This is a genomic window from Rhizobium sophoriradicis (assembly GCF_003939025.1).
GTDB classification, from domain to species: Bacteria; Pseudomonadota; Alphaproteobacteria; order Rhizobiales; family Rhizobiaceae; genus Rhizobium; species Rhizobium sophoriradicis.
Window position 1 is genome coordinate 189273 of record NZ_RQIH01000006.1, and the last position, 24033, is coordinate 213305.

A 24033-nucleotide genomic window follows, 5' to 3' on the forward strand; every position below is an offset into this window, starting at 1 on the left:
CGCAAAACCGTGGCGCGGTTTTACGACACGACATGTGTAAACATAAAAGGTTAAGGCACGGCAAGCGAATCTGAAGGATCGCGCCGTGCTTTGGAAACACTATATTGCCCGGCGAAATTCGATGTGCAAAAGCTGGTATGCCGTTTCGGCGGCGGCTACTGCATAATTCCTGAAATCGGAATCGATTTACGGATCAAATTATGCAGTAATTCAAAGCGTTGCAGCGTCCTTTGCGCGTCTGAACGGACGCGCGGGGAGAAAGGGTGTGGAATGGATTTGCTGAGTGCCACGGATTGGCTGCGTCACAGGCCAGGCTACACCTATCCGCTGGCCGTTGCCTTCGTTGGTCTGACGTTTATTCTGCGACTTGCCGCCAGCGACTATCTCTCCGGTTTTCCCTTCCTGAGCTTCGTCCCGGCGATATTGCTCGCCAGTTTTATCGGCGGCGCCGGGCCGGGCATTGTCGCGGCCATGGTTGCGGCCTTCGTCGTTCAGCAGTTTTTCGTCGAGCCGCATGGCGCGTTCTGGCCGGTCAGCGTCGGCCAGTGGGTTGGTCTTTCGACCTATCTGGTCAATGCCGCGATCATCATCGGACTGATGGAGATGATCATCATCGCCCATGGCCGGCAGAGCCGCCTTCGCTCCGAGCTCAACAGTTTCAATTCGCGCCTGGAGGAGACGGTGGCCGAGCGCACTGCCGCACTCAGGCACGAGATGGAAGAGAATGCCGCCGCCCAGGCGCAGGTCCGGCAGTTGCAGAAGATGGAGACGATCGGTCAGCTCACAGGCGGCGTCGCCCATGATTTCAACAACATGCTGGCGATCATCATCGGCAATCTCGATCTCGCTCAGCGGCGCATGACCGGACATGAGGATCCGCGCCTGCTCAACTCCCTTCAGAATGCAAGAGATGGAGCCCAGCGGGCCGCGGTGCTGACCGCGCGTCTTCTCGCCTTCTCGCGCCAGCAGCCGCTCGCCCCGGAGGTGATCGACGTCAACAAGCTGGTCGGCGGCATGTCGGAGTTGCTGCGACGCACGCTCGGCGAACATATCCGCATCGAAACCGTTCTCGCCGGCGGCCTCTGGCCGAGCTTTGCCGATCTGAGTCAACTCGAAAACGCCATGCTGAACCTGGCCGTCAATGCACGCGACGCCATGCCTAGCGGCGGTCATCTGACGATCGAGACTGCCAATACGGAACTAGATGAGCGGTACTCGCGGATGCATTCGGAGGTCGAAGCGGGCCAGTATGTGATGATCAGCATTACCGACACCGGCACCGGCATGTCGCCTGATGTGATCGACCGCGCCTTCGACCCGTTTTACACCACCAAAGGACCCGGCAAGGGGACGGGACTCGGCCTCAGCCAGGTCTACGGCTACATCAAGCAGAGCGGCGGCCACATCAAGATCTATTCGGAGATCGACCGCGGCACGACGGTGAAGATCTATCTGCCGCGTCACGTCGGCAAGGCGGACGCCCGCCTGGCCGCTGGAGCACAGCCGATTCCTCAGGGCAGCGTCAACGATACGATTCTGGTGGTGGAGGACGACGAACACGTCCGCACCATGACTGCCGAAAGTCTGCATGAACTCGGTTACACCGTATTGCAGGCGGCAGGCGGCCCAGAGGCGCTTCTCCTTCTGGAGGAGAATCCGGACGTCGACTTGATCTTCACCGATATTGTGATGCCGCAGATGAGCGGGCGTCAGCTTGCCGACGCCGTTCAGGAAAAATGGCCGACGATCAGAATCCTATACACCACGGGTTACACGCGAAACGCCATCGTCCACAATGGCGTGCTTGATCACGGCGTTTCGCTGCTTGCCAAGCCTTTCAGCCTCGAGCAGCTCGCCCATAAGATCCGCGAGCTTTTGAATATGCCGGTAAGGACGGGAGACGAGGGGCCGTGACGTGGCAGCCGTGCGTCTCCCACCCTCAAATCCTTATTCAAGAACCTGGATCACGCGGTGCGTCTTCGGCTCAACGATCACCCGCCGCTCGTTGACGACGGTGTAGGCGTAGTCGGCGTTGGGCACAGTATGGACTTCGATAGTATCCGGCAGCGTGGTGCCAACCGTGATCTCGCCGTCATAGACGACGGACGGCGTATTTTGCTCCATGACATAGGTACGCACCTCGCCGGGCAGGACGACGGAGCCGGTAGGTGCGGGATCGGTGACAACGACGGTGCTTTGTGCAAAGGCGGCCGAGCAGATGGTCAGCATGGCGGCGGTAGCCAGCATGATCTTACGCATGGGATGTTCTCCTTTTTGAACTCTGAACATCAAGGCAACGCCGCCCATACGGCATAGTTCCGCCAGCAGCTTGCCGTCGTGGCAGAGGCGGGGAGCCGATTCCTTGTTGCTAAGCCAATTTATGCTCCATAGGGTTGAGCTGTCCGAATCACATTCAGTGCGAGTCGTCCGGTGGCAGCAGGGTCGGGCTCTTTACCCTTCGTTAACCATGTCGGCGGTTTATGGCAGGTGAACGGCCGGGTGGTCGTTGATTCGAAGGTCCGTCGCGTTTCGGTTCGCGAATGGACATCTGGAAAGACGGTTGCGGCGGCTCGACACATGCGCTTGCGGAAGACGATATCGCTGGTGGCAATAGCGGGCATGATGGCCGGCTGCACGTCGACAGGCGGTGTGCGGCAGCCTTCCGGGCCGGAGACGGTGGCGCCTGAAAAGGCGCTGGTTCTGCCGCCGCCGGGTGGCCCATCGATCGTCAGCGTCGTCGAGCGCAAGCGTGGCAATGGCGTCGAACAGACGGTCTCGCTGTTTACGTCCTCCTCGGTGCCCGGCCAAAATTTTCTGAAGATCCAGTTTTTCGGCGCCTCCGGAGCTAATCCGGGAACGGGCAACGCCGGCTTCAGCATGATCAACGAGAGCGCTATCGCCCGCGAAATGGCCCGCGCTGCCCCCGGCGTCCCGATGGCTACCTCGGCGACCTTCCTGCAAAACGCTTATGGCCCATTCGGTTATGCCTCCGGCCGAAGCCGCGCCGGCGATGCCTGCATCTTTGCCTGGCAACAGATCCGCTCCAGCGCGGCCGCCAATACGCAGGCCCGCAATTTCGGCATGATCCAGCTGCGTCTGCGCCTATGCGATGCGCGCGCATCCGAGCGCCAGCTGCTGGGTATCGTCTACGGCTACACGATAACAGGCACCTTCGACGGCGTGATCTGGAACCCCTATGGCGCTCCGCCGCCCGCTGACGCGGCGCTCGGGCGTACCGGCGCTCCGATCTATCCCGACGAGGGCGGATATCGCGCCAGTCCGATGCCGATCGGTTATGAGCCGGCGCCTGCCGTAACCAGTCTGCCGCGGACGGCTCCGGTTCGCAGCGCCCCGAGCCGGCAACCGGCGCAAGGCGCCGCACCGTTGCCTGCTCCGATCGGCCCGCGCGTGCCGCTGCCGGGCGAGGCGCCGCCGACGAACGCGGCGCCGGAGGCGGCCGCAGCGCCGTTGGAACAATCGGCAAGGGCTATCGGCGTCACCGTGCCGTCGCCGGACTGCATAGGCGACGCGGCCATGACGGCCGTCTGCCGGAGATAGAGCATGATGCCGGAAAGTGTGAGCGGTTTTCGGACGAAGTCATGATCTAACTCTTTAACTTAGAACAGGATTCAGATTTAGCCGACCTGGCCTGAAATCATCCTGTTCCAGCGAGCCTGCCCGGGGTGTCGGAGGATGCCCTCGGCGAGCAATTTCGAAGGAACGTCGATGCGCAAAGCCCGCAGCGTCTTCATATGGGCCCTGGTTTCGCTCTGCATGATCGTGCTGATCACCCTGCCGGTTAACCTGCAGACTCAGCTCATCACCAGTATCTCGGTGGTCACGGTGATGGCGCTGATCAAGATACTGAAGGGCGAGGGGACGTGGCGCCTGGTGGCGCTCGCTTTCGGCACGTCGATCGTGCTGCGCTACGTCTATTGGCGCACCACCAACACGCTGCCGCCGCTGAACCAGCCTGAGAATTTCATTCCCGGCCTGCTGCTCTATCTTGCCGAAATGTATAGCGTGGCGATGCTGGCGCTCAGCCTTTTCATCGTCGCCACACCACTGCCGCCGCGCCCATCGCGTGCCGCCAATCCGGGACGTTTGCCGCATGTCGACGTCTTCGTGCCCTCCTACAACGAGGATGCCGGCCTTCTCGGCAACACGCTGGCTGCTGCCAAGGCGATGGACTATCCGGCCGATAAGCTGCATGTCTGGCTGCTCGACGACGGCGGCACCTTGCAGAAACGCAACTCCGGAAAGTTGCTGGAGGCGCAGGCGGCGGCGGCCCGCCACATCGAACTGAAGCAGCTTTGCCAGGATCTTGACGTCACCTATCTCACGCGCGACCGTAACGAGCATGCCAAGGCTGGCAATCTCAACAATGGCATGAAACATTCGACCGGCGAACTCATCGCCGTCTTCGATGCGGACCACGCTCCGGCCCGCGACTTCCTGCTCGAGACCGTCGGCTACTTCGAAGACGATCCGAGGCTCTTCCTCGTCCAGACCCCGCACTTCTTCATCAATCCGGATCCGCTGGAGCGCAACCTGCGCACCTTCGACAAGATGCCGAGCGAGAACGAGATGTTCTACGGCATCATCCAGCGTGGCCTGGATAAATGGAACGCCGCCTTCTTCTGCGGTTCGGCCGCGGTTTTGAGCCGCAAAGCCCTCGAATCGCAGAACGGCTTTTCCGGCATCAGCATCACCGAGGATTGCGAGACGGCCTTAGCGCTGCATGGCAGCGGCTGGAACAGCATCTATGTCGACAAGCCCCTGATCGCCGGCCTGCAGCCGGCCACCTTCGCAAGCTTCATCGGCCAACGCAGCCGCTGGGCGCAGGGCATGATGCAGATCCTGCGCTTCCGCTTCCCGCTGTTCAAACGCGGACTGTCGATCCCGCAGCGCCTTTGCTACATGTCCTCCACGCTTTTCTGGCTCTTCCCGTTCCCGCGCACGATCTTTCTGTTTGCGCCGCTCTTCTACCTGTTCTTCGATCTGGAGATCTTCACCGCCTCCGGCGGCGAGTTCCTGGCCTATACGCTTGCCTATATGCTCGTGAATCTGATGATGCAGAACTACCTCTACGGCTCGTTCCGCTGGCCCTGGATTTCCGAACTCTACGAATATGTACAGACGGTGCATCTGCTGCCGGCTGTCGTCTCCGTCATGCTCAATCCGAGGAAGCCGACCTTCAAGGTCACCGCCAAGGACGAATCGATTGCCGTCAGCCGCCTGTCGGAGATCAGCCGTCCGTTCTTCGTCATCTTTGCGGTGCAGATCATTGCGCTCGTCATCACCGTCTACAGGATTTATGCCGAACCCTATAAGGCCGACGTCACACTCGTCGTCGGCGGATGGAATCTCGTCAACCTGATCATGGCCGGCTGCGCGCTGGGCGTCGTGTCGGAACGCGGCGAGCGCGCCCTGTCCCGCCGCGTCCGCGTCAACCGGCGCTGCGAATTCGGCGCCAATGGCAAATGGTACGCGGCCTCGATCGAGGACGTTTCCGTCCATGGCGCGAGGCTTCACATCTTCAACAAGCAGCTGGATGAGATGCTGGTCGGCGCACCCGGCGAGATCCGCTTCCGGCCCTATAGCGGCGCCGAGCTGGAAACCCTGCCGCTTATCGTCCGCAACATCGAGCCCTCGGGCGATATCAGCAATGTCGGTTGCCAGTATGTGCCGAAAAGCGCCCTCGACCACCGCCTGATCGCCGACCTGATGTTCGCCAATTCCGGTCAGTGGACCGAGTTCCAGGCCTCGCGCCGCCGCAATCCGGGCCTGATCCGCGGCACCATCTGGTTCGTCGGCACCGCGCTCTATCAGACCAGCCGCGGCCTCGTTTACCTGTTCCGCAGCATGCGGCCGGAACGGGAGGCACAGCAGCAGGCGGCAAAGGTCAATGCCGGATGAAAAGCATCGTCGCCGCCTCGTTTCTCCTGCTGAACGCTTCCGTCTTCGCTGAGGCGCAGACCGCACCCTTCGACATGTCCGGCGAACGGCCGCGCGGCGCATCCGTCGCCCCGAGACCGACGCCGCCGGCGACAGCACCGGTGCCTGTCACGCCTCCGATTTCGGTAGCACCCGCACCGGCGGCGCCGGCAGTTCCCGCGCCGATCACTGTCCTGGCGCAGCCGGCGCCCCGGCCTGGGGCGGCAGCAAATGCCGCTTCGCAGCCGGAGCCCCGCGTTATCAGGCATTATCTTGTGCCCTTCTCGAAATTCAGCCTCGGCGGCGAATACGATCGCCGCTCATGGTCGGTCTATCTGACCCCCGAGCAGGCGGCGGCCAAGGCAAGTTTCACCTTCGCCTATCAGAATTCGATCGTCGTCGCGCCCGAGGCCTCGGCGCTGACCGTCTATCTCAACAATCGCCCGATCGGCCAGCAGCGCGTCGGCTCGCCGGACGGCCCATCGGCCGTCACGTTCGAGGTTCCCTCCGGTCTGCTGCAGCCGGGCGCCAACCTCGTCACCTTCCAAGCCGATCAGCGCCATCGCACCGATTGCAGCATTGAATCGACTTATGAACTGTGGTCGAACATCGATCCGGCCGGAACCTATCTGAGTTTCGCCGGCAGGAATGCCGCTGAGCTCTCAAGCGCCGACGCAATCCGCGCCATCGGTGTCGACGGCACCGGCAGGACGGAGTTCGACATCGTCGTCCCGGCGCTGGAGCAGCCGGGAACCACCAAGCCGCTGCTGCGGCTGGCGCAGGGCCTGGCGGTGCTGAGCAGCATGCCGAACCAGGTCTTTGCCTTCAACACCACTTCGCTTCCGGCCGCCGGTCCAGGCAGGCTCGGCGTGTTCGTCGGCACCGCCGCGGAGCTGCGGCCGCTCTTTCCCGGCCTGCCGCCCGGCGCCGAAAGTGCCCCGCTCGCCGCTTTCGTGACCGATCCGCGCAGCAGCTCGCCTGTGCTGCTCATCAGCGGCCCGTCCTGGCAGGCGGTCTCCGCGGCGATCGACACCATCGTCTCGCCGGTGGACAGGCCCGCCGATGTCCGCCGCGACGTGCTGACCACCGAGCGCTGGAGCGCACCGAACGCGCCGCTGATCTTTTCCGATACCAGCATTCCCTTGTCGGAGCTCGGGGTAAAAACCACCGAATTCTCCGGCCGCCGGTTGCGGACCAGCTTCAATGTCGCCGTGCCGGCGGATTTTTATGCCAATGCCTATGGCGAGGCGAAGGTGCTGCTCGATGCCGCCTATACCGACAAGGTTCTGCCGGGCAGCCACATCGATATCTACGTCAATGACAACATCGCCTCCACGGTTCCGCTGACCTCGACGGCAGGCGGCATTCTCCGCCATCTGCCGATCCGGGTGACGATGCGCCACTTCAAGCCGGGTCTGAATACCGTGGCGATCGAGGCGATCCTGACGACCGAGGGCGATGCCGCCTGCGCGCCGGGCGGCAGCGCCGATGCCAATGCGCGCTTTGCCCTGTTCGATACCTCCGAATTACACATGCCGGATTTTGCCCGCGTCGGTCAGCTTCCCAACCTGGCGGCCATGGCCGGCACGGCCTATCCCTATGGTCGGGCCACCGAGCCGACACCGCTCTTCATCGACCGCATCGACGCCGATACGCTCTCGGCCGCCGCTACCCTGCTCGGCCAAATGGCGATCATGGCCGGCCATCCGATCGCCGTCGAAAGCGTGGCTTCGCCGAATACGATCGGCGATCGCGACGCCATTTTCATCGGCTCGATTTCACAGATGCCGGCGACCGCCTTGACGCAGGCCAATGTCTCCACGGCGAGCCAGGCCTCGTGGCGTCCCGTGGTCGATGCGCAGCCCGGCGTCGTTGATACCGGTGCTGCGATCGAGGAATGGAATTCCAAGGTCAGCGGCGGTCTGTTGCGCGGACAGATCGCCGCCTTCCGCGAATGGGTGGCACGCAATTTCGATATTTCCCGCAGTTCGCTGCAATTCATCCCAGGGGCTGAAGAGATATTCTCGCCGCCAAATGTGGCCACGCTGCTGGTTGCCCAGGGCTCCAGCCCCGCGGGCACTGGCGCATGGACGGTGGTGGCGGCGCCATCGGCGAAGGATTTGCGTGAAGGGGTCGAGGTGATGACTTCGCAGCTGAACTGGACGCAGATATCAGGCCACATCACCACCTATTCCAGCAAGACCGGCAAGATCGAGGCGGTGCCGGTTACCCGTTTCGATTTCGTGCCGTCGACGCCCTGGTCGATCGCCAACTACCGGCTGATCGCCGCCAACTGGTTGTCGACCAATATTCTCTCCTATGCCGCGCTGCTGGTCGTCTTCGTGCTGTTGATCGGCGTCACCACGTCGGAAATGCTCAAAAAGCTGGGTCGGTCGAAATGAGGCGGTGGTGCATCCTCCTGCTGGCCGCAACGGTCGCGCTTCCACCGAGCCCGCCCGCCATCGCGCAGCAGGCGATGATCAATGCCGCCGCATGGTCGGCCTACAAGACGAAGTTTCTCGATCCGACCGGCCGCATCATCGACAACGGCAACGGCAACATCAGCCACAGCGAAGGGCAGGGCTATGGCCTGCTGCTCGCCTATCTCGCCGCAAGCCCCGCCGATTTCGAGCAGATCTGGTACTTTACCCGCACCGAACTGCTGTTGCGCGACGATGGCCTGGCCGTGTGGAAATGGGATCCGAACGTCAAGCCGCACGTGACCGACACCAACAATGCCACCGACGGCGACATTTTGATTGCCTATGCGCTGGCGGTGGCCGGCACCGCGTGGAAACGAGAAGACTATATCCTCGCCGCCTCCCGTATGGCGCAGGCGCTGCTTGCCGAAACCGTCGGCCGCTCGGGGGGCCGCACCTTGCTGATGCCGGGAACCGCAGGCTTTACCGGCAGCGACCGAGAAGACGGTCCCGTCGTCAACCCGTCTTACTGGATTTATGAGGCGATCCCGGTGATGGCCGCACTCGCTCCGTCGGATGCCTGGAAAAAACTGTCGGACGACGGCGTGGAGCTGTTGAAGACGATGCAATTCGGCCCGCGCAAGCTCCCTGCCGAATGGGTGAGCCTGCGCGATAAGCCGCGGCCGGCAGAGGGGTTCGACGCCGAATTCTCATATAACGCCATCCGCATCCCGCTCTATCTCGCGCGGGGCGGCATCACCGACAAGGAGCTGCTGATGCGCCTGCAAAAGGGGATGTCGCAGGACGGCGTTCCCGCCACCATCGATCTGACCACCGGCCGGCCGAAGACCGTGCTGTCGGACCCCGGTTATAGAATTGTTAACGATGTTGTGGCCTGTGTGGTCGATGGGACCAAGCTGCCGAGCTCGGCGCTGCAGTTTGCCCCCGCACTCTATTATCCGTCTACCCTTCAACTGCTGGGGCTGGCCTATATTGGGGAGAAGCATCCGGAGTGTCTGTGAAGTCTTCTCTCGTGGCGGTTTCAGCGGCAGTGGTGGTGGCAAGCCTCGTCACCGGGCTGAAGGACCGTGCCGCTCTGCAGGAAAAGTTTGGCATTCCTGCCGCCAAGCCGGCGCCGGAGTTGCTGATGATGGGCCGCATCAAGCCGACCGATGCTCCTGCCGGCAGCGCCGACTTCAATGCCGAGGCCGTCGCCGACAAGATCGAGGCGATCACCTCTCCGCGGCCTCCCGCACCGGACACGCCTGAGCCGAACGCCGCAAAAGAGCCGCCTGCAGCAGCGCAATCTGAGGCGCCTCAGACAGCCGGCGAACCTGCGCCGGTCCCTCCCGCGATCGTCACCGAGCCGCCGGCGCCGCAACAGGCAGCAGCGCCGCCGCAGCCTGACGTCGATGAAAGCGCGCTTCGCTATTTTGCCAGCCGCGGCGACAAAGTGCGACTGCAGGCTGAAATCTCCCGCCTGCAGGCGCTTTATCCGAACTGGGTGCCGCCGGCCGATCCGCTCGCTGTGCCGCAGAACGGCGACAAACAGCTCGAAGCCATGTGGAAACTCTATTCCGATGGCCGTTATGCCGAGCTGCGCAAGACGATCGCCGACCGGCAGGCCGCCGATGCCGGCTGGCAGCCGCCGGCCGATCTGCTCGATCGGCTTGGTGTCGCCGAGGCCCGCGCCCGTCTGATCAACGCGTCAGATCTCAAGCAATATGCGACGGTGGTCGATATTGCCGCCGCGACGCCAAGCCTGCTGACCTGCAGCGAGGTCGACATTCTCTGGCGCGTCGCCGAAGCCTTCGTTCGCACGGAGCGATCGCAGCGCGGCCAGGATGCCTATGCCTATATATTGAAGAATTGCGGTGATCCGGCCGAGCGCCGGGCGACGGTCGAAAAGGCCTCGACGCTGCTTGGCTATCAGCCCATGCAGACGCTGCTTGCGCTGGAGAAGCCCGCTGCCGACGGCGGCAGGGAATTTGATGCGATCCGCGACAACCTCGCCCGACGCTTCTTGGCCGAGAGCAATGAGGATCCGAAGCTTGCCATCGCGCCCAGTTACATCGCCCGCCTCGAAAAACTGGCCGAAAGCGAAGGTCTTGCCTCCGATGCGCTGCTGCTCGGCTGGTACGAGCTTCGCCGCAACAATCCTGCCGATGCCGAGAAGTGGTTCCGCGCCGCCCGATCCAAGGAGGAAACGGCAGCAGCTTCGCAAGGCCTGGCGCTGGCGCTGATTGCACGCAGGGCGCCTCAGGATGCCGAGGACGTGATGTTCCGCTGGCGCGCCGATTCCGACGATGCGACATCGACCTATCTCGCAGCCACCGCCAATCTGATGGCGCTGCAGCCGCAGGCCGATCTCGCCGAAGATGTCTTGCATCGTATCGCCGCCGAGGTCATCGCCCGCAAATATGTGCCGACGGCGCAGCAGTTCGGCTGGTATGCACGCTCTCTCAACCAGTTCCAGACCGCCGCGCGCTGGTTTGAAACCGCGCTTGCCTGGAAGCCGGACGACGAACCCTCCGCCTACGGCCTTGCTGTCACCAGAGAGCAGTTGAACGACCGCAAGGGCGTGCTCGACATCCAGCGCGCCTGGGCCGGCCGGTCGGCGCGTATCGCCAATCTCGTGGATACCTCCCTGCCGGCAACGAATGCCGCCACGCAGCCGGCAAAGCCGCCGCTTGCCCCGCAGCAGCCGGTCCAGCCGGCAGAGCCGCCACAGACCCCGGCCGCTTCAACGCAGCCGGAGCCGCAAGTCTCCGTTCGCGCCGCAAGACCGGCGATGCAGACGGTGGCGGTCGAGCGCGGTCCGCGCCGGGCGCGGGGCTGCTCGACGACCATCGAGCCCGGACAACTTGGGCCGTCCGAGGCGCTGTCGCGCGGCTGGTGCCTGATGGAGATCAATCGGCCGATGGAGGCGATCCCGGCCTTCGAGACGGCTTTGCAGAGCCCGGTCCGCAGGATCCGCGAAGACGCAGCCTATGGCCAGAGCCTTGCCTATCTGCGCGCCGGTCTTTCCAGCAATGCCGCCGTGGCGGCAACCAAGGCGCCGCAAAGCCGCCAGCGCGCTGTCGAACTGCAGGTGGCGATCCTCGCCGATCGGGCGCTGCAGGCCTTCGGCGCCGGCCGTTATCGCGAAACCCTCATCTATCTCGATCAGCGCGCCCAGCTGCAGCAGGAGCGCATCGATCTGATGGTTCTGCGCGGCTACTCCTATCTCAATCTGAAAATGTACGATGACGCGGGCCGCATCTTCCAGGCTGCCGCCGCGACCGGCAACCGAGATGCCACGCGCGGCCTCGCCGATCTGCGTAAGATCACCCATCCCGACGTCAACGACTGACGTTGACCTCGCCGCAACTCTCCGTTACTCGCCTGCCTACTGCCTCGCGCTCGCAAGGAACACCCCGTGCCCGCTATCAACGACGTCCTCGACAGGTCCTATGACGCCTTCCTCTTCGATATGGATGGAACGCTGCTGAATTCCATTGCCGTCGTCGAGCGTGTCTGGAGCGAATGGGCAAGACGCCATGGCTTCGAGCCGGAGGTCTTCCTGAAGACGATCCACGGTATCCGCGCCTCCGACGTGATCCGCGGGCTGGGTCTGCCGGGTGTCGATCCGGCCCACGAGGCGGATCTGCTGCTTGCCGAGGAGATGGAGGATGTCTCCGGTATCGTCGAGATCCCCGATGCCGTCCGCTTTCTGAACGCCATCCCCGACGGCAAATGGGCGATCGTCACTTCGGCGCCGATCGAGCTCGCCAGGCGCCGCATGGCCGCCGCCGGCATCCCGATGCCGAAGGTCATCGTCAGTGGTGGCGAGGTCAAATCGGGCAAGCCCAGCCCAGAAGGCTATTTGCTCGGCGCAAGCCGGCTCGGCGTCGATCCGGCGAGGTGTCTGATTTTCGAAGACGCCGTTGCCGGCATCCTAGCCGGTGAGGCGGCTGGCGCCGATGTCACTGTCATCACCGAAACTCACGCCACGCCCTTCGAAACCCCGCATTTCTCGATCGCCAACTATCAGGCCTGGCAGCCCCGCCAGACCGCCGAAGGCCGATTGAAGATCGCCGCGATCTGATTGTTGCCAGCCGAACTGCTTCCTTTTTGTGGGAGGCAGGTTTTTTCCGCTTGCATTGCACGCGCCGAAAAACTAAACGAAGCAAGCCGTTTCGGCAGGTCGGGGCGTAGCGCAGCCCGGTAGCGCACTTGACTGGGGGTCAAGGGGTCGCTGGTTCGAGTCCAGTCGCCCCGACCATTTATCCCCTTGAATCCAGTCAAAAACTTCCGCTTTGGCGGTTAGCGCCGCGGGCGTTTCGAATAAGAGAACATCGGCCGTCAGTGCGGTTTCTGCGCGATTGCGATCATCGATTTCGCCAGGAGCGGAATTCTCCCGACATATTCGAAGTCGACGTCTTCGAAACCGGTTTCATGCAGCAGCGTGCTGAGCGTTTCCGGCGACCAGAATTTGATATGACCGTGGTCCTTCAGCGGCATGAAATGGTCATCCATCTTTCCGCTCACGGCAAGCGCCAGATTTTTCCAGTAACCGTGGAAAGGCGTCGAGACAACGGCGATGCCGCCTGGTTTTACCAAATCGTACATCGTCGCCGTGAAAGCCTTGGGGTCGTATACATGCTCCACCACCTCCAGGCTGATCACCGCATCGAAGGTCCCGTAGCGGCTGGAAAGATCTTCGTATCCGGAGCCGATTTCCAGGGGAAGATCGGGATGGACAGCTTTCGCCTTAGCGATGCCGTCCTCCGACGGATCGACGCCGACGACATCGTAGCCTTTCTCCGCCAGCACGGAGGCAGCCCCGCCGGTGCCGCAACCGAGGTCGAAGACCGCTGTTTCGTTTGCCTCGTGGAAACTGTTTTCAAGAACATTGACGACAGTCGGCAAGATATAGGAATGAGCGGTCGCCGGCTTGGCGTGGACATAGGTAGTCGCGTCCAGTTCGATAGACATTTCACCTCCTGAAAGAGTGGGCCCGCGGACATAATGGTACGGCGGAGTTTGACGGGAGTGTGGTGCCGTTGTGGTATTAAGGTGATTAACGCCCAAGGCGTTCGCGCCGGCAGTCGATTGACGCTCCGAGACAGATCGGCCGGCGTTCTTAACGCCCTCTTCATTACAATGCGAGGGATGGTGATGCGAGCACCAGAGACCCCCCGAAGCCGATTGACAGGGTGCCGAGAAGGTGCTGAAAACGACCGAGATCCGGATCCGTCGGATTGCGGCGAAATAAATGGCCGATCTTTCGGCTTCGGCTTTGGCTATTTAAAGAAAATGGCGCGAGCAAATGCCTCCTTAAATGGAGTGATTGCAAATAATTCATCTGGTTGTTTTAGGAGTACATTGGTCGGGTGGGTAGATAGTTGTTTTCTTGTTAAGGCTATACACGACGTTGCGACAAGATGTTTAGTTTTTGCTTAGGAAATCTCAATTCGCTTCGCATGTTTCGTAAATACGTGTAGATTAACATGATCCTTGTCACAGATAGCCTGGTGCGAGCCCATGCCGGATATGAACCAGAATCTAACTTGCAGGCAGGCTCTTGCCAGCGCGTTCCAGGCTCTGTCGGACGAGGCGGTCAGGGCCGGCTGGCCGGAGGGCGACGTTGCCCTCGCGCTTGCTGAACTGGCCGAGGAGCGGGTGATCGAGATGACCGCCAAGGTGATCATGGAAGGCTCCATGCACCCGCAGATCGTGGCCGCTGGCCACCGCCGAAGCTGATCGCAGACACTCCGGATCGGTTGCTCCGTTTTCGCTGACCTCGCACCAGCAATCCTACCGTCTTTGCTGCCGTCGCGTCCGCGCTTGCCGGGCCATCGCTTCAGATATTCGACGGCGTCCCAGGCAGTGGAAAGCGATGAGGTTGTCGGTTGGAGAATGGGTTCGGACAGGGGAGGGGAAGCGTCTTTCACTCAACGTTTGTACTCGCTCATTCCTTCTGCAAAGGCGGCGGTAACGCTCCAGACAATATTTTGTTCCACATGAATTTGCGCAGTTGCTAAAGTTCTGGCCCTCGCGCATAATCGAATTATTGCCGGTTGCGGAGGGCGTCCGGCGATGCAAGCGTGAAGGCGTTTGCCCTCGGAGGGAAGTGCGGCGTGATGTTACGGTCATCAATTCATCCGCATGATTTACCGCTCTTTTCGGAAGATCTCGATCTGCTTTCGCAAGTGCTGGACAAGGTCTGTGTCGAACGCGGACTTGTCAGAACGGCGCCGGAGGCCGAGCGGATCGGTGCGGTCATCATTCAGCTTTACAGGCAGGGCGTGAGAGACGGCGGCAAACTGGCCGACCTTGCCAAGACCTATCTGTGACACTCGGGTTCTGGTTTAATTTAGGACAGGGCGACGGTCATTCCGTCAATCGTCATTGGCGGCGTTGAGATTTTCCGGCCGGATGCCGTCATCATTTGACGTGCGTGCCCGCAACCGAATGCCGGGGCCGCCTTCATCCTGATTGCCGCTCGAAAGGAAGATGATGCCGTGCGCCTCGAGCGTGCTGCGCACGTCGAACAGCGCATGCGGCTCGCCGGCAAAATCGCCTTTTTCCAACGCAGCCACCGTCTCGACCGGCAGGCCGCTTGTGGCGGCGAGCTCTTCGAGACTCATCCCGATCATGGCGCGCGCGCCGCGTATCTGTGTCGCTGTTATCATGACGGAAAATCTAGCGCATTGACCGCACTTCTCAAGTGGCATGGCCGACCGGACTGACCATATTGAGACGGGATTATGCCGAAGAACGCCTTCTCCCATAGGTTGGGCGGCGCGCGCTGTGCACTCACGCGCCGACGGGAAGCCTGCCTCGACAACGGCTGGATCGGTGCGGTAGAGTATTTCCTCCCGCCTTCTGGCGCAGCTCCCCGCTTACCGGCAGGAGCGCCATGCCGGCGGCGCGTCTTAGAATATGGGCGGAACCGGCAAATGCGGAGCCAATGTCATGAGCTTTACGGCGCCGTCATTATTGGCCAGATCCCTTATCGATCCGCATGGCATAGGCGACGGCGCCATCCCGTTCGAATTCCGAAAAACCAAGGTGACGGTAAAAACCTCTGGCGCGTGCGTTGTTGGGATCGACACCGAGATGCACAGCTGCGACCCTTTGATTGCGAAGCGCTTCAAGCTCGGTGCTGATCATTCTGCGCCCCCAGCCGCCTGCCTGATGTCCGGGAAGAATGTTGATGTGAAGATGGGCGGGGTAGTGGTCTTGAAGCCAAACCGTTCCGCTGCGCGGATTTTGAATGCGTTCGATCACGTCGGCATCGCGCGCGCAAGTGGGCGTCAGTCCCGCGGTCTGCCGGCGGACCAACGGCCACCAGTTCGCCTCCAGCTCTTTGTCGAACTCGCTGGTATCAGGCACCCCGACGACATAGCCGACCGGACGATCGCCTTGCACAAGAACAAAGGCAAACTCTCTGGCGAATTTGAGATAGGGCACCGACCAGATGTAACCTGGCAGATGCGGGTCACTGTAAAGCGCGCTGGCATCCTCGCCGCCATTCGCGGTCCTCAGGCAGATGTCAAAAAAGGCTTCAGTATCCGCTTCGATCGCGGGACGGATGAAGCAGTTGCTGTCCATCACTTTGCCACCTCCTGCGTGGCGCTTTGTCATTTGAGGTCGCGAGAGGAGCTGATGCACTGACGATTACCTCAGATTCGCCAACCAGGCAAAGCTCTGGGGGAAGAAAACGTTCGGCCGGTCGCCAGGCGCGAAGCCGTAACGGGGAGTGGAGAATAAACCAAACGAGGTGGAGCAGATGAACAGAACCGTGAAATCGATCAGCATACTGCCGGCATACCGATTGAAAGCAGCTGTCGCGCTTGCCGGCGCGGCGCTCGTGAGTTTTGGTCTTTCCGCCGCCCGCGCCGACGATCTGGCCGTGTGGGACGACCAAACCTTTGAAGGTCAGAGCGCGGTCATAGAGCAACTGAACAAGGACTTCGAGGCCGCGCATCCCGGTGTCACGATCAAACGCACCGCCCGCACCTTCGATGACATGAAGCTGACGCTGAAGCTTGCAGTTTCGGCCGGCGACGGCCCTGTTGTCACCAAGGTCAACCAGGGCGCCGGCGACATGGGCGCGATGGTCAAGGAAGGCTTGCTGCTGCCGGTCGACGAGTACATCAAGAAATATGGCTGGGATAAGCGGCAGTCGGATTCGGTGCTTGCCAGAGACCGCTGGGAGGGGGCGAAATTCGGCGTCGGCAAGACCTACGGCATATCGGGTCTCGCCGAGATCGTCGGCCTTTATTACAATAAGAAAATCCTCGACGACGCGGGCGTGGCGCTGCCGCAGACCTTCGAAGAACTGCTGGCCGCTCTCGACAAGCTCAAGGAAAAAGGCGTCGCGCCCTTCATGATGGGCTCGGCAAAACAGCATCTCGCCCTGCACATGATCGGCGCCATCGATCAGGCGCATATCGACGCGGCCAATCGCGCCGAGCTTGACGACCTGATCTACGGCAAAGGCGGTTCCTGGAACACCAAGGGTAATATCGAATCGGCCAAACTCGTGCAGCAATGGGCACAGGGCGGCTACTTTTATCCCGGCTTCGAGGGCATCTCGGGTGATGACGCCGTCCAGTTGTTCATATCGGGGCAGGGCGCATTCCTGATCTCCGGGACCTGGTACTTCGGCGACATGCAAAACAATCCGGATATCGGCTTCATGGCCATTCCCGCCCCGAAGGGCATTTCCAAGCCGATGAGCGTCGGCGGGGTGGATCTTGCCTGGGCGATAACCAGCCTTGCCAAAGACAAGGCAAAGCAGGACCTGGCCGGCGAGTACATCGACTATATGGTGTCTGAAAAGGCCGCTGAAAGCTGGGCCGCGGCAGGCTATCTTCCTGCAACATCGCTCCCGGCGGATGCAAAGCCGAAGCTCACGCCGCTCCTGACCTCCGGCATCGAGATCTGGAAGACACTCAATGCCAACGATGCGCTCGGCCACTACCCCGATTGGTCGAGCCCGACGATGCTGAAGACAATCGACGACAACACGCCGCTTCTCTTGTCCGGCAAGATCACGCCCGAAGCCTTTGTCGATGCCATGGACAAGGACTATCAGGCCTATTTGAAGGATAAGAAATAAGCAGTGCGGACGCCGGTCACGACGGCCCCGGCGGTCCGACCGGCGTCCCGTTCATCACGTTAAAATAAGTGCTACGAGCTCACGGCTTGTTGCGCGATGACCAGAGCTTTGGCAGGGAGTACTGGATGAAACGCTCCGCACTCGATGGAACGCGACAGACCAATTTCATCTATTTATTGCCTGGATTGCTGCTCTACGCAGCGTTTGTGTTTGGGCCGATTGTCGCGGCTTTGGCTTTGAGCCTGACCAGCTGGGACGGCCTGACCATGCCCAGATGGGTTGGCCTTGGCAATTACGCCGATCTCTTTTCCGACAGTCGTTTTTACATCGCCTTGCGCAACAATGCCGAGCTGATGATCTTCTACTGCGTCCTGCCGCTCGTGCTCGGCATAACGCTTGCCGCCTGCGTGTGGAACTTGAAGCAGCGCGAACAGCTCGCTCTCAGAACGTTCCTGTTCCTGCCTTATATCATGCCGACTGCCGTGCTGGGCATCATCTGGGCATGGCTCTACAATCCGGCATTCGGCCCGTTCAATCAGTTTCTGCGAGCGGTAGGCTTGGGGAGGTTTGCGTTACCCTGGCTCGGAGATTTCAATTTTGTGCTTCCCGCGGTCGGGATCGTTGCTACCTGGTATTTCTTCGGTTTTTGCATGGTCATCTTCCTCACCGGAATCCAGCGCATCGACCCGTCTCTTTTCGACGCCGCCAAGGTCGACGGCGCGTCGCCGCGAAAGACTTTCTTCTGGATAACGCTGCCGCTTCTCATGCCTGAGATCAGGGTGGTTTTGCTTCTGACGGTTATTGCCTCGATCAAAAGCTTCGACCTGATCTTCACGATGACCCGCGGTGGACCCGCCAACGCTACGCTCGTGCCGAATATCTACATGTATCAGCTCGGCTTCGAACTCAATCGCTTCGGCGCCGCAGCCGCCATCGCCATTGTCGGCGCCTTGCTGACATTCGCAATCAATTTCGCAATTCACCGGCTGGTGGGCTCCAGAAGCAAAGGATTGGCTTGATGAGCCGTTCGTCCAACATTCCCGCCGCGCTCTTCCTTCGCATTGTCCTCTGGCTTCTGGCTTTCGTAACGATCACCCCGTTCCTGCTTCTGCTGCTGACCTCGATAAAGAGCAAGGCCGACGTCCTGAAAGGCGCATTCGCCCTTCCGGCCTATCCGCATTTCGAAAATTACGTCGATGCCTGGAATGCCGGGCATTTCAACATTTACTTTTGGAATTCGATTGTCGTCGTCATACCCGTCGTTGCTGCAAGCGTCTTTCTAGGCCTGCTGACCGGTTTTGCCTTCGCCTACCTGTCATTTCCGCTGCGACGCACGCTGTTCGCGATCCTGACGCTCGGCATGATGGTGCCGGCGGAGGCCTTCATCATCCCGCTTTATTATGAAATGCGCTATCTCGGGCTGATCAATACCTATGCGGCTCTCATCATCCCGCAGATCGCCATGTCGATACCGTTCTCAACGATCTTCCTCGCCAGCGCGATGCAGCAATTGCCGGAGGAGGTTCTCGAAGCGGCGGTCCTCGATGGCGCCGGACGCTTCTATATCCTGCGCAAGATCGTCGTCCCGCTGATGATACCGGCGATGTCGACACTGGCGCTGTTCCTGTTCATATGGACATGGAACGAGTTTCTGATTCCGTTCATTCTGGTCAATGACGACGCCTATCGGACGCTGCCGCTCGGCATGCTGTTTTTCCAGGGGCGTTATACCGTCAACACGCCGGTTCTGACCGCCGGCGCTGTGATCGTCATTTTCCCGCTGATCCTGACCTACCTCGTTTTCCAGCGGCGGTTTATTGCCGGTCTGACGGCGGGTGCGACGAAATAGGTTGCGCCGCTTCTCTCGGCCTCCGACTGCGCCGGTGGCGGGCTTCCAGCGCTGCGCAGCCCCAGACCGTGCCAAGCAGCAGATAGACATGGCGCCAGTGGTCGATGTCGATCACGTTGCCGATCGCCGCATGGCCGAGGACAGAGATCCAGGCGACCATCAAAAAGGGTTGCCACGGCCGGTCGAGCAGCAGGTATCGGAAGCCGAGCGCCAGCGTCCAGATAAGCATGCCGACATAGCTGACGAAGCCGAGCCAGCCATAGGAGGTGAGCGATTTCAGCCAGATATTGTGCTCGTCCTCGGGAAACATCGTGCCGAACACCAGCGGGCCGATGCCGAGCGGGCGCTCCATCATCATGGTGAAGCCGATACGGTGACGCTCGAAACGGCCGAGATGTTCGCCGTCATATTGCTGCACCAGCTGGGCGCGGGCGGAAAACAGTTCGGCGACCTTCGGGACTTGAAGCGCCACCAGTAGCGACGCGATCAGCATGATGATCGCCGCCAGCGACAGCACCAGCACTCGCAGGCGAAAGGCGCCGCTGCGCTCCTTCAGCAGCATGATGAAGATCAGCAGTCCTACGCCGAGCGCAAACAGCCCCCAGGCGGCACGGGAAAAGGACAGGAAAATGCCGAGCGCCAGCACGAGCAGGGCGGCAGCCTTCAGCGGCGATTTCTTCAGGTCGCCCACTAGAATACCGTGGACGAGATAGAGCGATGGCGGCACCAGGAAGGGGCCGAAGACGTTCGGATCCTGGAAGGCGCCCTTGGCGCGGTCATAGAGGGTGAAGATCTCCGCGCCTGGAAAGGCATGGAAATAGCCGAGTATGCCGAGCGCCGAGGTGGCGACGGCGGCGAAGATCCAGGCATTGAAGATCAGTGGCAGCCGCTTGTGGCTGTCCTCGATGATTGCCGCGTAGAAGACCGCGGTCAGCGCCAGGAAGGTCGACACGGCGATATACATCGGCGCCGTTGCCAGATCCTTCATCTGCGTCAGTGACAGCATGCCGCCGATGTTGAAGGTGAGCAGCAGGGCAAGCAGGGGCGCCACACCGCGTGAAATCTTCAATCCCAGGATGAACCAGAGACCGATCAGCCCGGCCATCCAGAGTTCATAGGGGGCCGGCTCGTCGATGACGAAACCGGAGAGGAAGACGCCGAAGGCGACGAAGGCCGAGCCGATCAGGCGCAGCGTCATCCGCTGCGGCTGGGCGACACCCGGATATGTCGCCTCGACCGTGCTCAATAGGCGTTTTCCGTGTTGAGCAGCCGGATCGGCGTCAGGAACAGGATCTTCAGATCGAACCAGAGCGACCAGTTCTCGATGTAATACAGGTCGTAGGCCGTGCGGAACTTGATCTTCTCGTCATTGTCGACCTCGCCGCGCCAGCCGTTGATCTGCGCCCAGCCGGTGACCCCTGGCTTGACGCGGTGGCGGGCGAAATAGCCCTCGACGACATCGCCGAAGGCGCGGTCGCGAGCCTGGGCGAGCACGGCGTGCGGGCGCGGGCCGACCAGCGAAAGCTCGCCTCTCAGCACGTTGAAAAGCTGCGGCAGCTCGTCGATCGAGGTCTTGCGGATGAAGCGGCCGACGCGGGTGACGCGCGGATCGCCCTTGGTCACCGCGGCCTTGCCGGTGGGGTCGGCCATGTTGGTGTACATTGAGCGGAATTTGAAGACGTTGATGATTTCATTGTTGAAGCCATGACGCTTCTGCATGAAGAAAACCGGGCCTTCGGAGGTCGCCTTGATGGCGGCAGCAGTGACCAGCATCAGCGGCCACAGCAGGGCAAGGGCGACCACGGTGAAGAAGATGTCGAAGCCGCGCTTGGCAACCGAATCCCAGTCGCGGATCGGCTTCTTGAAAATGTCGAGCATCGGCACCGAGCCGACATGCGAATAGGCGCGCGGCCGGAAGCGCAGCCGGTTGGCATGCGCTGCAAGACGGATATCGACCGGCAGAATCCAGAGCTTCTTCAGAAGGTCGAAGATGCGCGCCTCTGCCGACAGCGGCAGGGCGATGATCAGCATGTCGATGCGCGTCAGCCGCACAAATTCGACGAGCTCCGCCACGGTGCCGAGCTTCGGATAACCGGCGACCATGATCGGCGAGCGCTTCTCGCCGCGGTCGTCGAAGATACCGCAGATGCGAATGTCGTTGTCAGCCTGCTGTTCCAGGATGCGGATCAGCTCCTTGGCTGGCTCGCCGCCGCCGACAATGACGGCGCGCCGCTCCATGATGCCGTTGCGCGCCCAGTTGCGAATGCCGTAGGCGACGAGGAAACGCTCGCCGGCAAGGAAGAGTGCACCGGCGGCAAACCAGGGGAGATAGGCCACGATCATTGCCGATGTGGTGCCGCGGACGAGCGCGAACAAGCCGATGGTGAGGACGAGGGCGATCGTCCATGCGGCGAGGATGCGCGGCATCAGCCGCAGCTTCGCCCGAAGTGCCGGAATGGTGTAGGTGTCGGCAAGCTGCAGGCAGGCCACGGTCAGAGCCGAAGCGATCGCCGCCATGCCCGCCCGCACCAACAGGGGATCGCTGCCGTCGCCGGGTGCGAAGAAGTAGACGATCAGGGCGATCGAAAAGAGGGCCAGGAATTCGAGCAGCCGTAATTGCCCGATGATGATGACAGGCGAACGGGTTCCGTCGCGGAACTGTTCGGCGATCTGCCGGGCATAGGCATTGATTTCGGTCGGCTCGGAGGCCTGCTCCCGACTTGCATTGCGTCGCGCCTCGATGTCGGAGACCTGCTTGCGCAGTGCTTCCACGTCGAACGGACCGCTTTTTTCCAGCTTGTTCATGGGGTTTTGTCGCTCGTTGTCAGCAAGCGAAATACCAGAAAGCCCCTAAGAAATATTTACGAGGCGGCAGACATTGCTTGGCCCGCGGCGGGATCGACCAGCTCATGGTACAATTTCAGCACATCACGCGCCATGACGGCGGAGGAAAATACCGCCTTTACCGCCTCCGGCTTCGGCATCGTCCTGCCATGCCAGCCGGGCATGGTCAGCGTTTCCGCCATCACGCGGGCGAGGTCGTCGGCATTGCCGGGTTCCACCAGTGCCGCGCTGTCGGCGCCGAGCACCTCGGGAATGCCGCCGACGCGGCTGGCGATGACCGTCTTGCCGGCGCCAAGGCCCTCGAGGACGATATAGGGCATGGCTTCGGCGCGCGAGGGAACGACAAGGTTCTGCGCCATCGAAAAAGCTTCGTGGACGCGCATTGCCGGCAGCATGCCGATGCGCTTGCCGAGGCCGCGTTCGACCATCATCTCGCGGTAACGGTCCCGGTCAGGCCCGTCACCGATCATCAGCGCCGACAGCGGCCTGCCGAGCAGCCGCTCGGTCTTGGCAAAAGCATCGACAAACAGATCGGGACCCTTGAGGTCCCGGAGCATTCCGACATAGATGAAATGGACGGCGTCCGAGCGGGTGGGGATCGGTTCGAAATCACGCTCGCCGATGCCGTTATAGATCAGTCTCGTCTTCGTCCGTGGTCTGCCCACCTTGCGCATATAGGTGTCGCGCTCATATTCGCAGATGAAGACCAGCGCATCGGTGAAATATTCCTGCAGGCGCTCCATCCTGAGGACGAATTGTCCGCTGAGCGAGGAGCGCGAATAGTGCAGGCTTCCGCCATGCGCGGTATAGAGGCGGGCTACGCGATACCTGTTCACCCGCAGGGCTGAGCCGGCAAGTCGCGCGAGCACGCCGCCCTTGGCGCCGTGCCCGTGCAGCACATCCGGCCGCAAGCTTTTGATTTTCTTGTACGTATCCCACATCGTCGCAATATCGGACGGGCTGACCGAGCGTCGGATCGGCACGCGTGTCAGGCCGAGCGAGAGATAGGGACGAATATCGTCGAACAGGTTGTCCTCATGCTCGCCGCCGGTCGAGCTGTCGCAGAGGATTCCGATGTCATGGCCCTCCTTCGCGTGCTCCTCGACCAGGTCGCGGACATGGCGGAAAATTCCGCCGACCGGCGATCTGAAGCAATGGAGGATGCGGAGCGGCTTCTGTTTTCCCATAACTCAGAAGAGCCGTTCGCGGACGTAGATCGTGTCACCGGCGATGATCGGCCCGGATATGTTGATGCGGCCGGTCAGCACCTGTCCGTTGATCTTGCGGGTGACATCGACCATGCTCTGGTTGGCGCGGCTGGTGAAGCCGCCGGCAACGGCGATGGCATTCTGCACGGTCATGCCGGGAACATAGGCATACTGGCCGGGCTGGCCGACTTCGCCCATGATGAAGATCGAACGGTAGCGGTCGACGTCGATGGTTACGTCGGGATCGCGAAGATAGCCCTGCTGCAGCTTCTGGGCGATCTGCCCTGAGAGTTGCTGCAGGGTTCGGCCGCGGGCAGGGACCTGGCCGATGAGGGGGAAGGCGATATAGCCGGCCTGATCGACCGTATAGGTATTGGTCAGGCTCTGCTGGTCGAAGACGGTGATGCGCAACCGGTCGCCGCTATCAAGCGTATAGGGCTGGATAGTCGCCTCATTGAAGGCTTTCGGCGCCGGCTTGTAGGTCGTGCAGCCGCCCAATGCCGCCGTCATGGCTGCAAGGCTCAGGGCCAAAAGGATCTTGGGCGGGGCGACAGACATCCGCAAGTGCTCACAGAAATGAACTCGGTGAAGCCGTTATCGATCTGTTAGGGTTAATGCCCGGTAAAAAGAGCATGACAAATTCCTGAGTTCTTTGCCGATCGG

20 protein-coding genes, 1 tRNA gene and 1 pseudogene are annotated in these 24033 nt (G+C 61.4%); 13 read left to right on the forward strand and 9 right to left on the reverse strand.

The annotated features are described in order from the left end of the window. Positions 1-270: 270 nt before the first annotated feature. Positions 271-1914 (forward strand): ATP-binding protein, encoded by a 1644-nt coding sequence (locus EFR00_RS11900; RefSeq protein WP_077993283.1) that lies wholly within the window; start codon positions 271-273, stop codon positions 1912-1914. 33 nt (positions 1915-1947) lie between these two features. Here the strand turns inward: EFR00_RS11900 and EFR00_RS11905 are convergent, their stop codons facing one another. Next, positions 1948-2259, reverse strand: a complete 312-nt coding sequence (locus tag EFR00_RS11905) for a DUF1236 domain-containing protein (protein ID WP_009996268.1) — start codon at positions 2257-2259, stop codon at positions 1948-1950. Between the two features lie 318 nt (positions 2260-2577). Here EFR00_RS11905 and bcsN point away from each other — a divergent pair, with 318 nt between their 5' ends. The 7 genes from bcsN to EFR00_RS11940 all read left to right on the forward strand — a co-directional run bounded on the left by bcsN (position 2578) and on the right by EFR00_RS11940 (position 12621). Then, complete coding sequence (gene bcsN / locus EFR00_RS11910; RefSeq protein WP_077993289.1) at positions 2578-3558, forward strand: cellulose biosynthesis protein BcsN; 981 nt, start codon at positions 2578-2580, stop codon at positions 3556-3558. Between the two features lie 168 nt (positions 3559-3726). After that, the gene (gene bcsA, locus EFR00_RS11915) at positions 3727-5919 is read left to right on the forward strand and encodes a UDP-forming cellulose synthase catalytic subunit (RefSeq protein WP_077993291.1); all 2193 of its coding nucleotides are present in this window, start codon (positions 3727-3729) and stop codon (positions 5917-5919) included. Next, positions 5916-8339 carry a cellulose biosynthesis cyclic di-GMP-binding regulatory protein BcsB gene (locus tag EFR00_RS11920; protein ID WP_077993293.1) on the forward strand — a complete coding sequence of 808 codons (2424 nt, stop codon included), beginning with the start codon at positions 5916-5918 and terminating at the stop codon, positions 8337-8339. Before bcsA ends, EFR00_RS11920 begins: the two co-directional genes overlap by 4 nt. Beyond that, entirely contained in the window at positions 8336-9379 is a 1044-nt protein-coding gene (locus EFR00_RS11925; RefSeq protein WP_077993294.1) for a family 8 glycosyl hydrolase, read from the forward strand. Before EFR00_RS11920 ends, EFR00_RS11925 begins: the two co-directional genes overlap by 4 nt. Next, entirely contained in the window at positions 9376-11709 is a 2334-nt protein-coding gene (locus EFR00_RS11930) for a Sec-independent protein translocase family protein (RefSeq protein ID WP_077993295.1), read from the forward strand. The genes EFR00_RS11925 and EFR00_RS11930 overlap by 4 nt, the downstream gene beginning before the upstream one ends. A 66-nt stretch (positions 11710-11775) precedes the next feature. Beyond that, positions 11776-12444 carry an HAD family hydrolase gene (locus tag EFR00_RS11935; RefSeq protein WP_009996467.1) on the forward strand — a complete coding sequence of 223 codons (669 nt, stop codon included), beginning with the start codon at positions 11776-11778 and terminating at the stop codon, positions 12442-12444. 100 nt (positions 12445-12544) lie between these two features. Continuing rightward, positions 12545-12621, forward strand: a tRNA-Pro gene (locus tag EFR00_RS11940). A gap of 80 nt (positions 12622-12701) precedes the next feature. Here the strand turns inward: EFR00_RS11940 and EFR00_RS11945 are convergent. After that, positions 12702-13334 (reverse strand): class I SAM-dependent methyltransferase, encoded by a 633-nt coding sequence (locus tag EFR00_RS11945; protein WP_077993296.1) that lies wholly within the window; start codon positions 13332-13334, stop codon positions 12702-12704. A 549-nt stretch (positions 13335-13883) separates the two neighbouring features. Between EFR00_RS11945 and EFR00_RS11950 the strand changes: the two genes are divergently transcribed. Continuing rightward, positions 13884-14102, forward strand: coding sequence for a hypothetical protein (locus EFR00_RS11950; RefSeq protein WP_009996469.1), 219 nt, complete (start codon positions 13884-13886; stop codon positions 14100-14102). A 71-nt stretch (positions 14103-14173) separates the two neighbouring features. Here EFR00_RS11950 and EFR00_RS33520 read toward each other — a convergent pair. Continuing rightward, positions 14174-14297 (reverse strand): annotated as a pseudogene (locus tag EFR00_RS33520) (DUF982 domain-containing protein); the annotation flags it as partial. Between the two features lie 185 nt (positions 14298-14482). Here EFR00_RS33520 and EFR00_RS11960 point away from each other — a divergent pair. Continuing rightward, positions 14483-14695, forward strand: a complete 213-nt coding sequence (locus EFR00_RS11960) for a hypothetical protein (protein ID WP_009996470.1) — start codon at positions 14483-14485, stop codon at positions 14693-14695. A 45-nt stretch (positions 14696-14740) separates the two neighbouring features. Here the strand turns inward: EFR00_RS11960 and EFR00_RS11965 are convergent, their stop codons facing one another. Then, positions 14741-15034, reverse strand: a complete 294-nt coding sequence (locus EFR00_RS11965; protein WP_039619029.1) for a helix-turn-helix domain-containing protein — start codon at positions 15032-15034, stop codon at positions 14741-14743. A 304-nt stretch (positions 15035-15338) separates the two neighbouring features. Then, positions 15339-15956, reverse strand: coding sequence for a GNAT family N-acetyltransferase (locus EFR00_RS11970; protein ID WP_009996472.1), 618 nt, complete (start codon positions 15954-15956; stop codon positions 15339-15341). A 178-nt stretch (positions 15957-16134) separates the two neighbouring features. On the opposite strand from EFR00_RS11970, the gene EFR00_RS11975 reads away from it, so the two are divergent. The 3 genes from EFR00_RS11975 to EFR00_RS11985 all read left to right on the forward strand — a co-directional run bounded on the left by EFR00_RS11975 (position 16135) and on the right by EFR00_RS11985 (position 19318). Then, on the forward strand, positions 16135-17469 hold the full coding sequence (locus tag EFR00_RS11975; protein WP_077993297.1) for an extracellular solute-binding protein: 1335 nt from the start codon (positions 16135-16137) through the stop codon (positions 17467-17469). Between the two features lie 125 nt (positions 17470-17594). Then, positions 17595-18488, forward strand: coding sequence for a carbohydrate ABC transporter permease (locus tag EFR00_RS11980; RefSeq protein ID WP_077993303.1), 894 nt, complete (start codon positions 17595-17597; stop codon positions 18486-18488). Beyond that, positions 18488-19318: a carbohydrate ABC transporter permease gene (locus tag EFR00_RS11985; protein WP_009996698.1), complete on the forward strand. Its 831-nt coding sequence runs from the start codon at positions 18488-18490 to the stop codon at positions 19316-19318. The genes EFR00_RS11980 and EFR00_RS11985 overlap by 1 nt, the downstream gene beginning before the upstream one ends. Here EFR00_RS11985 and EFR00_RS11990 read toward each other — a convergent pair. Genes EFR00_RS11990 through EFR00_RS12005 form a run of 4 tightly spaced genes read right to left on the reverse strand, consistent with a single transcriptional unit; the run spans position 19284 to position 23928 of the window. Continuing rightward, on the reverse strand, positions 19284-20564 hold the full coding sequence (locus EFR00_RS11990) for an O-antigen ligase family protein (protein ID WP_077993305.1): 1281 nt from the start codon (positions 20562-20564) through the stop codon (positions 19284-19286). The two genes, EFR00_RS11985 and EFR00_RS11990, sit on opposite strands and share 35 nt — an antisense overlap. Continuing rightward, positions 20561-22123 (reverse strand): undecaprenyl-phosphate glucose phosphotransferase, encoded by a 1563-nt coding sequence (locus EFR00_RS11995; protein ID WP_077993307.1) that lies wholly within the window; start codon positions 22121-22123, stop codon positions 20561-20563. The genes EFR00_RS11990 and EFR00_RS11995 overlap by 4 nt, the downstream gene beginning before the upstream one ends. A gap of 56 nt (positions 22124-22179) precedes the next feature. Beyond that, the gene (locus tag EFR00_RS12000) at positions 22180-23349 is read right to left on the reverse strand and encodes a glycosyltransferase family 4 protein (protein ID WP_038688144.1); all 1170 of its coding nucleotides are present in this window, start codon (positions 23347-23349) and stop codon (positions 22180-22182) included. Positions 23350-23352: 3 nt separating this feature from the next. Continuing rightward, on the reverse strand, positions 23353-23928 hold the full coding sequence (locus EFR00_RS12005; RefSeq protein WP_010060356.1) for a polysaccharide biosynthesis/export family protein: 576 nt from the start codon (positions 23926-23928) through the stop codon (positions 23353-23355). Positions 23929-24033 lie beyond the last annotated feature (105 nt).

Excerpts from the sequence above, each read along its gene's own strand:
- EFR00_RS12000 (WP_038688144.1), bottom strand. The coding sequence starts at position 23,349 with ATGGGAAAACAGAAGCCGCTCCGCATCCTCCATTGCTTCAGATCGCCG.
- EFR00_RS11900 (WP_077993283.1), top strand. The coding sequence starts at position 271 with ATGGATTTGCTGAGTGCCACGGATTGGCTGCGTCACAGGCCAGGCTAC.
- EFR00_RS11980 (WP_077993303.1), top strand. The coding sequence starts at position 17,595 with ATGAAACGCTCCGCACTCGATGGAACGCGACAGACCAATTTCATCTAT.
- EFR00_RS11985 (WP_009996698.1), top strand. The coding sequence starts at position 18,488 with ATGAGCCGTTCGTCCAACATTCCCGCCGCGCTCTTCCTTCGCATTGTC.
- EFR00_RS11975 (WP_077993297.1), top strand. The coding sequence starts at position 16,135 with ATGAACAGAACCGTGAAATCGATCAGCATACTGCCGGCATACCGATTG.
- bcsN (WP_077993289.1), top strand. The coding sequence starts at position 2,578 with ATGCGCTTGCGGAAGACGATATCGCTGGTGGCAATAGCGGGCATGATG.
- EFR00_RS11960 (WP_009996470.1), top strand. The coding sequence starts at position 14,483 with ATGTTACGGTCATCAATTCATCCGCATGATTTACCGCTCTTTTCGGAA.
- EFR00_RS11950 (WP_009996469.1), top strand. The coding sequence starts at position 13,884 with ATGCCGGATATGAACCAGAATCTAACTTGCAGGCAGGCTCTTGCCAGC.
- EFR00_RS11925 (WP_077993294.1), top strand. The coding sequence starts at position 8,336 with ATGAGGCGGTGGTGCATCCTCCTGCTGGCCGCAACGGTCGCGCTTCCA.
- EFR00_RS12005 (WP_010060356.1), bottom strand. The coding sequence starts at position 23,928 with ATGTCTGTCGCCCCGCCCAAGATCCTTTTGGCCCTGAGCCTTGCAGCC.
- EFR00_RS11965 (WP_039619029.1), bottom strand. The coding sequence starts at position 15,034 with ATGATAACAGCGACACAGATACGCGGCGCGCGCGCCATGATCGGGATG.
- EFR00_RS11995 (WP_077993307.1), bottom strand. The coding sequence starts at position 22,123 with ATGAACAAGCTGGAAAAAAGCGGTCCGTTCGACGTGGAAGCACTGCGC.
- EFR00_RS11945 (WP_077993296.1), bottom strand. The coding sequence starts at position 13,334 with ATGTCTATCGAACTGGACGCGACTACCTATGTCCACGCCAAGCCGGCG.
- EFR00_RS11920 (WP_077993293.1), top strand. The coding sequence starts at position 5,916 with ATGAAAAGCATCGTCGCCGCCTCGTTTCTCCTGCTGAACGCTTCCGTC.
- EFR00_RS11905 (WP_009996268.1), bottom strand. The coding sequence starts at position 2,259 with ATGCGTAAGATCATGCTGGCTACCGCCGCCATGCTGACCATCTGCTCG.
- bcsA (WP_077993291.1), top strand. The coding sequence starts at position 3,727 with ATGCGCAAAGCCCGCAGCGTCTTCATATGGGCCCTGGTTTCGCTCTGC.
- EFR00_RS11970 (WP_009996472.1), bottom strand. The coding sequence starts at position 15,956 with ATGGACAGCAACTGCTTCATCCGTCCCGCGATCGAAGCGGATACTGAA.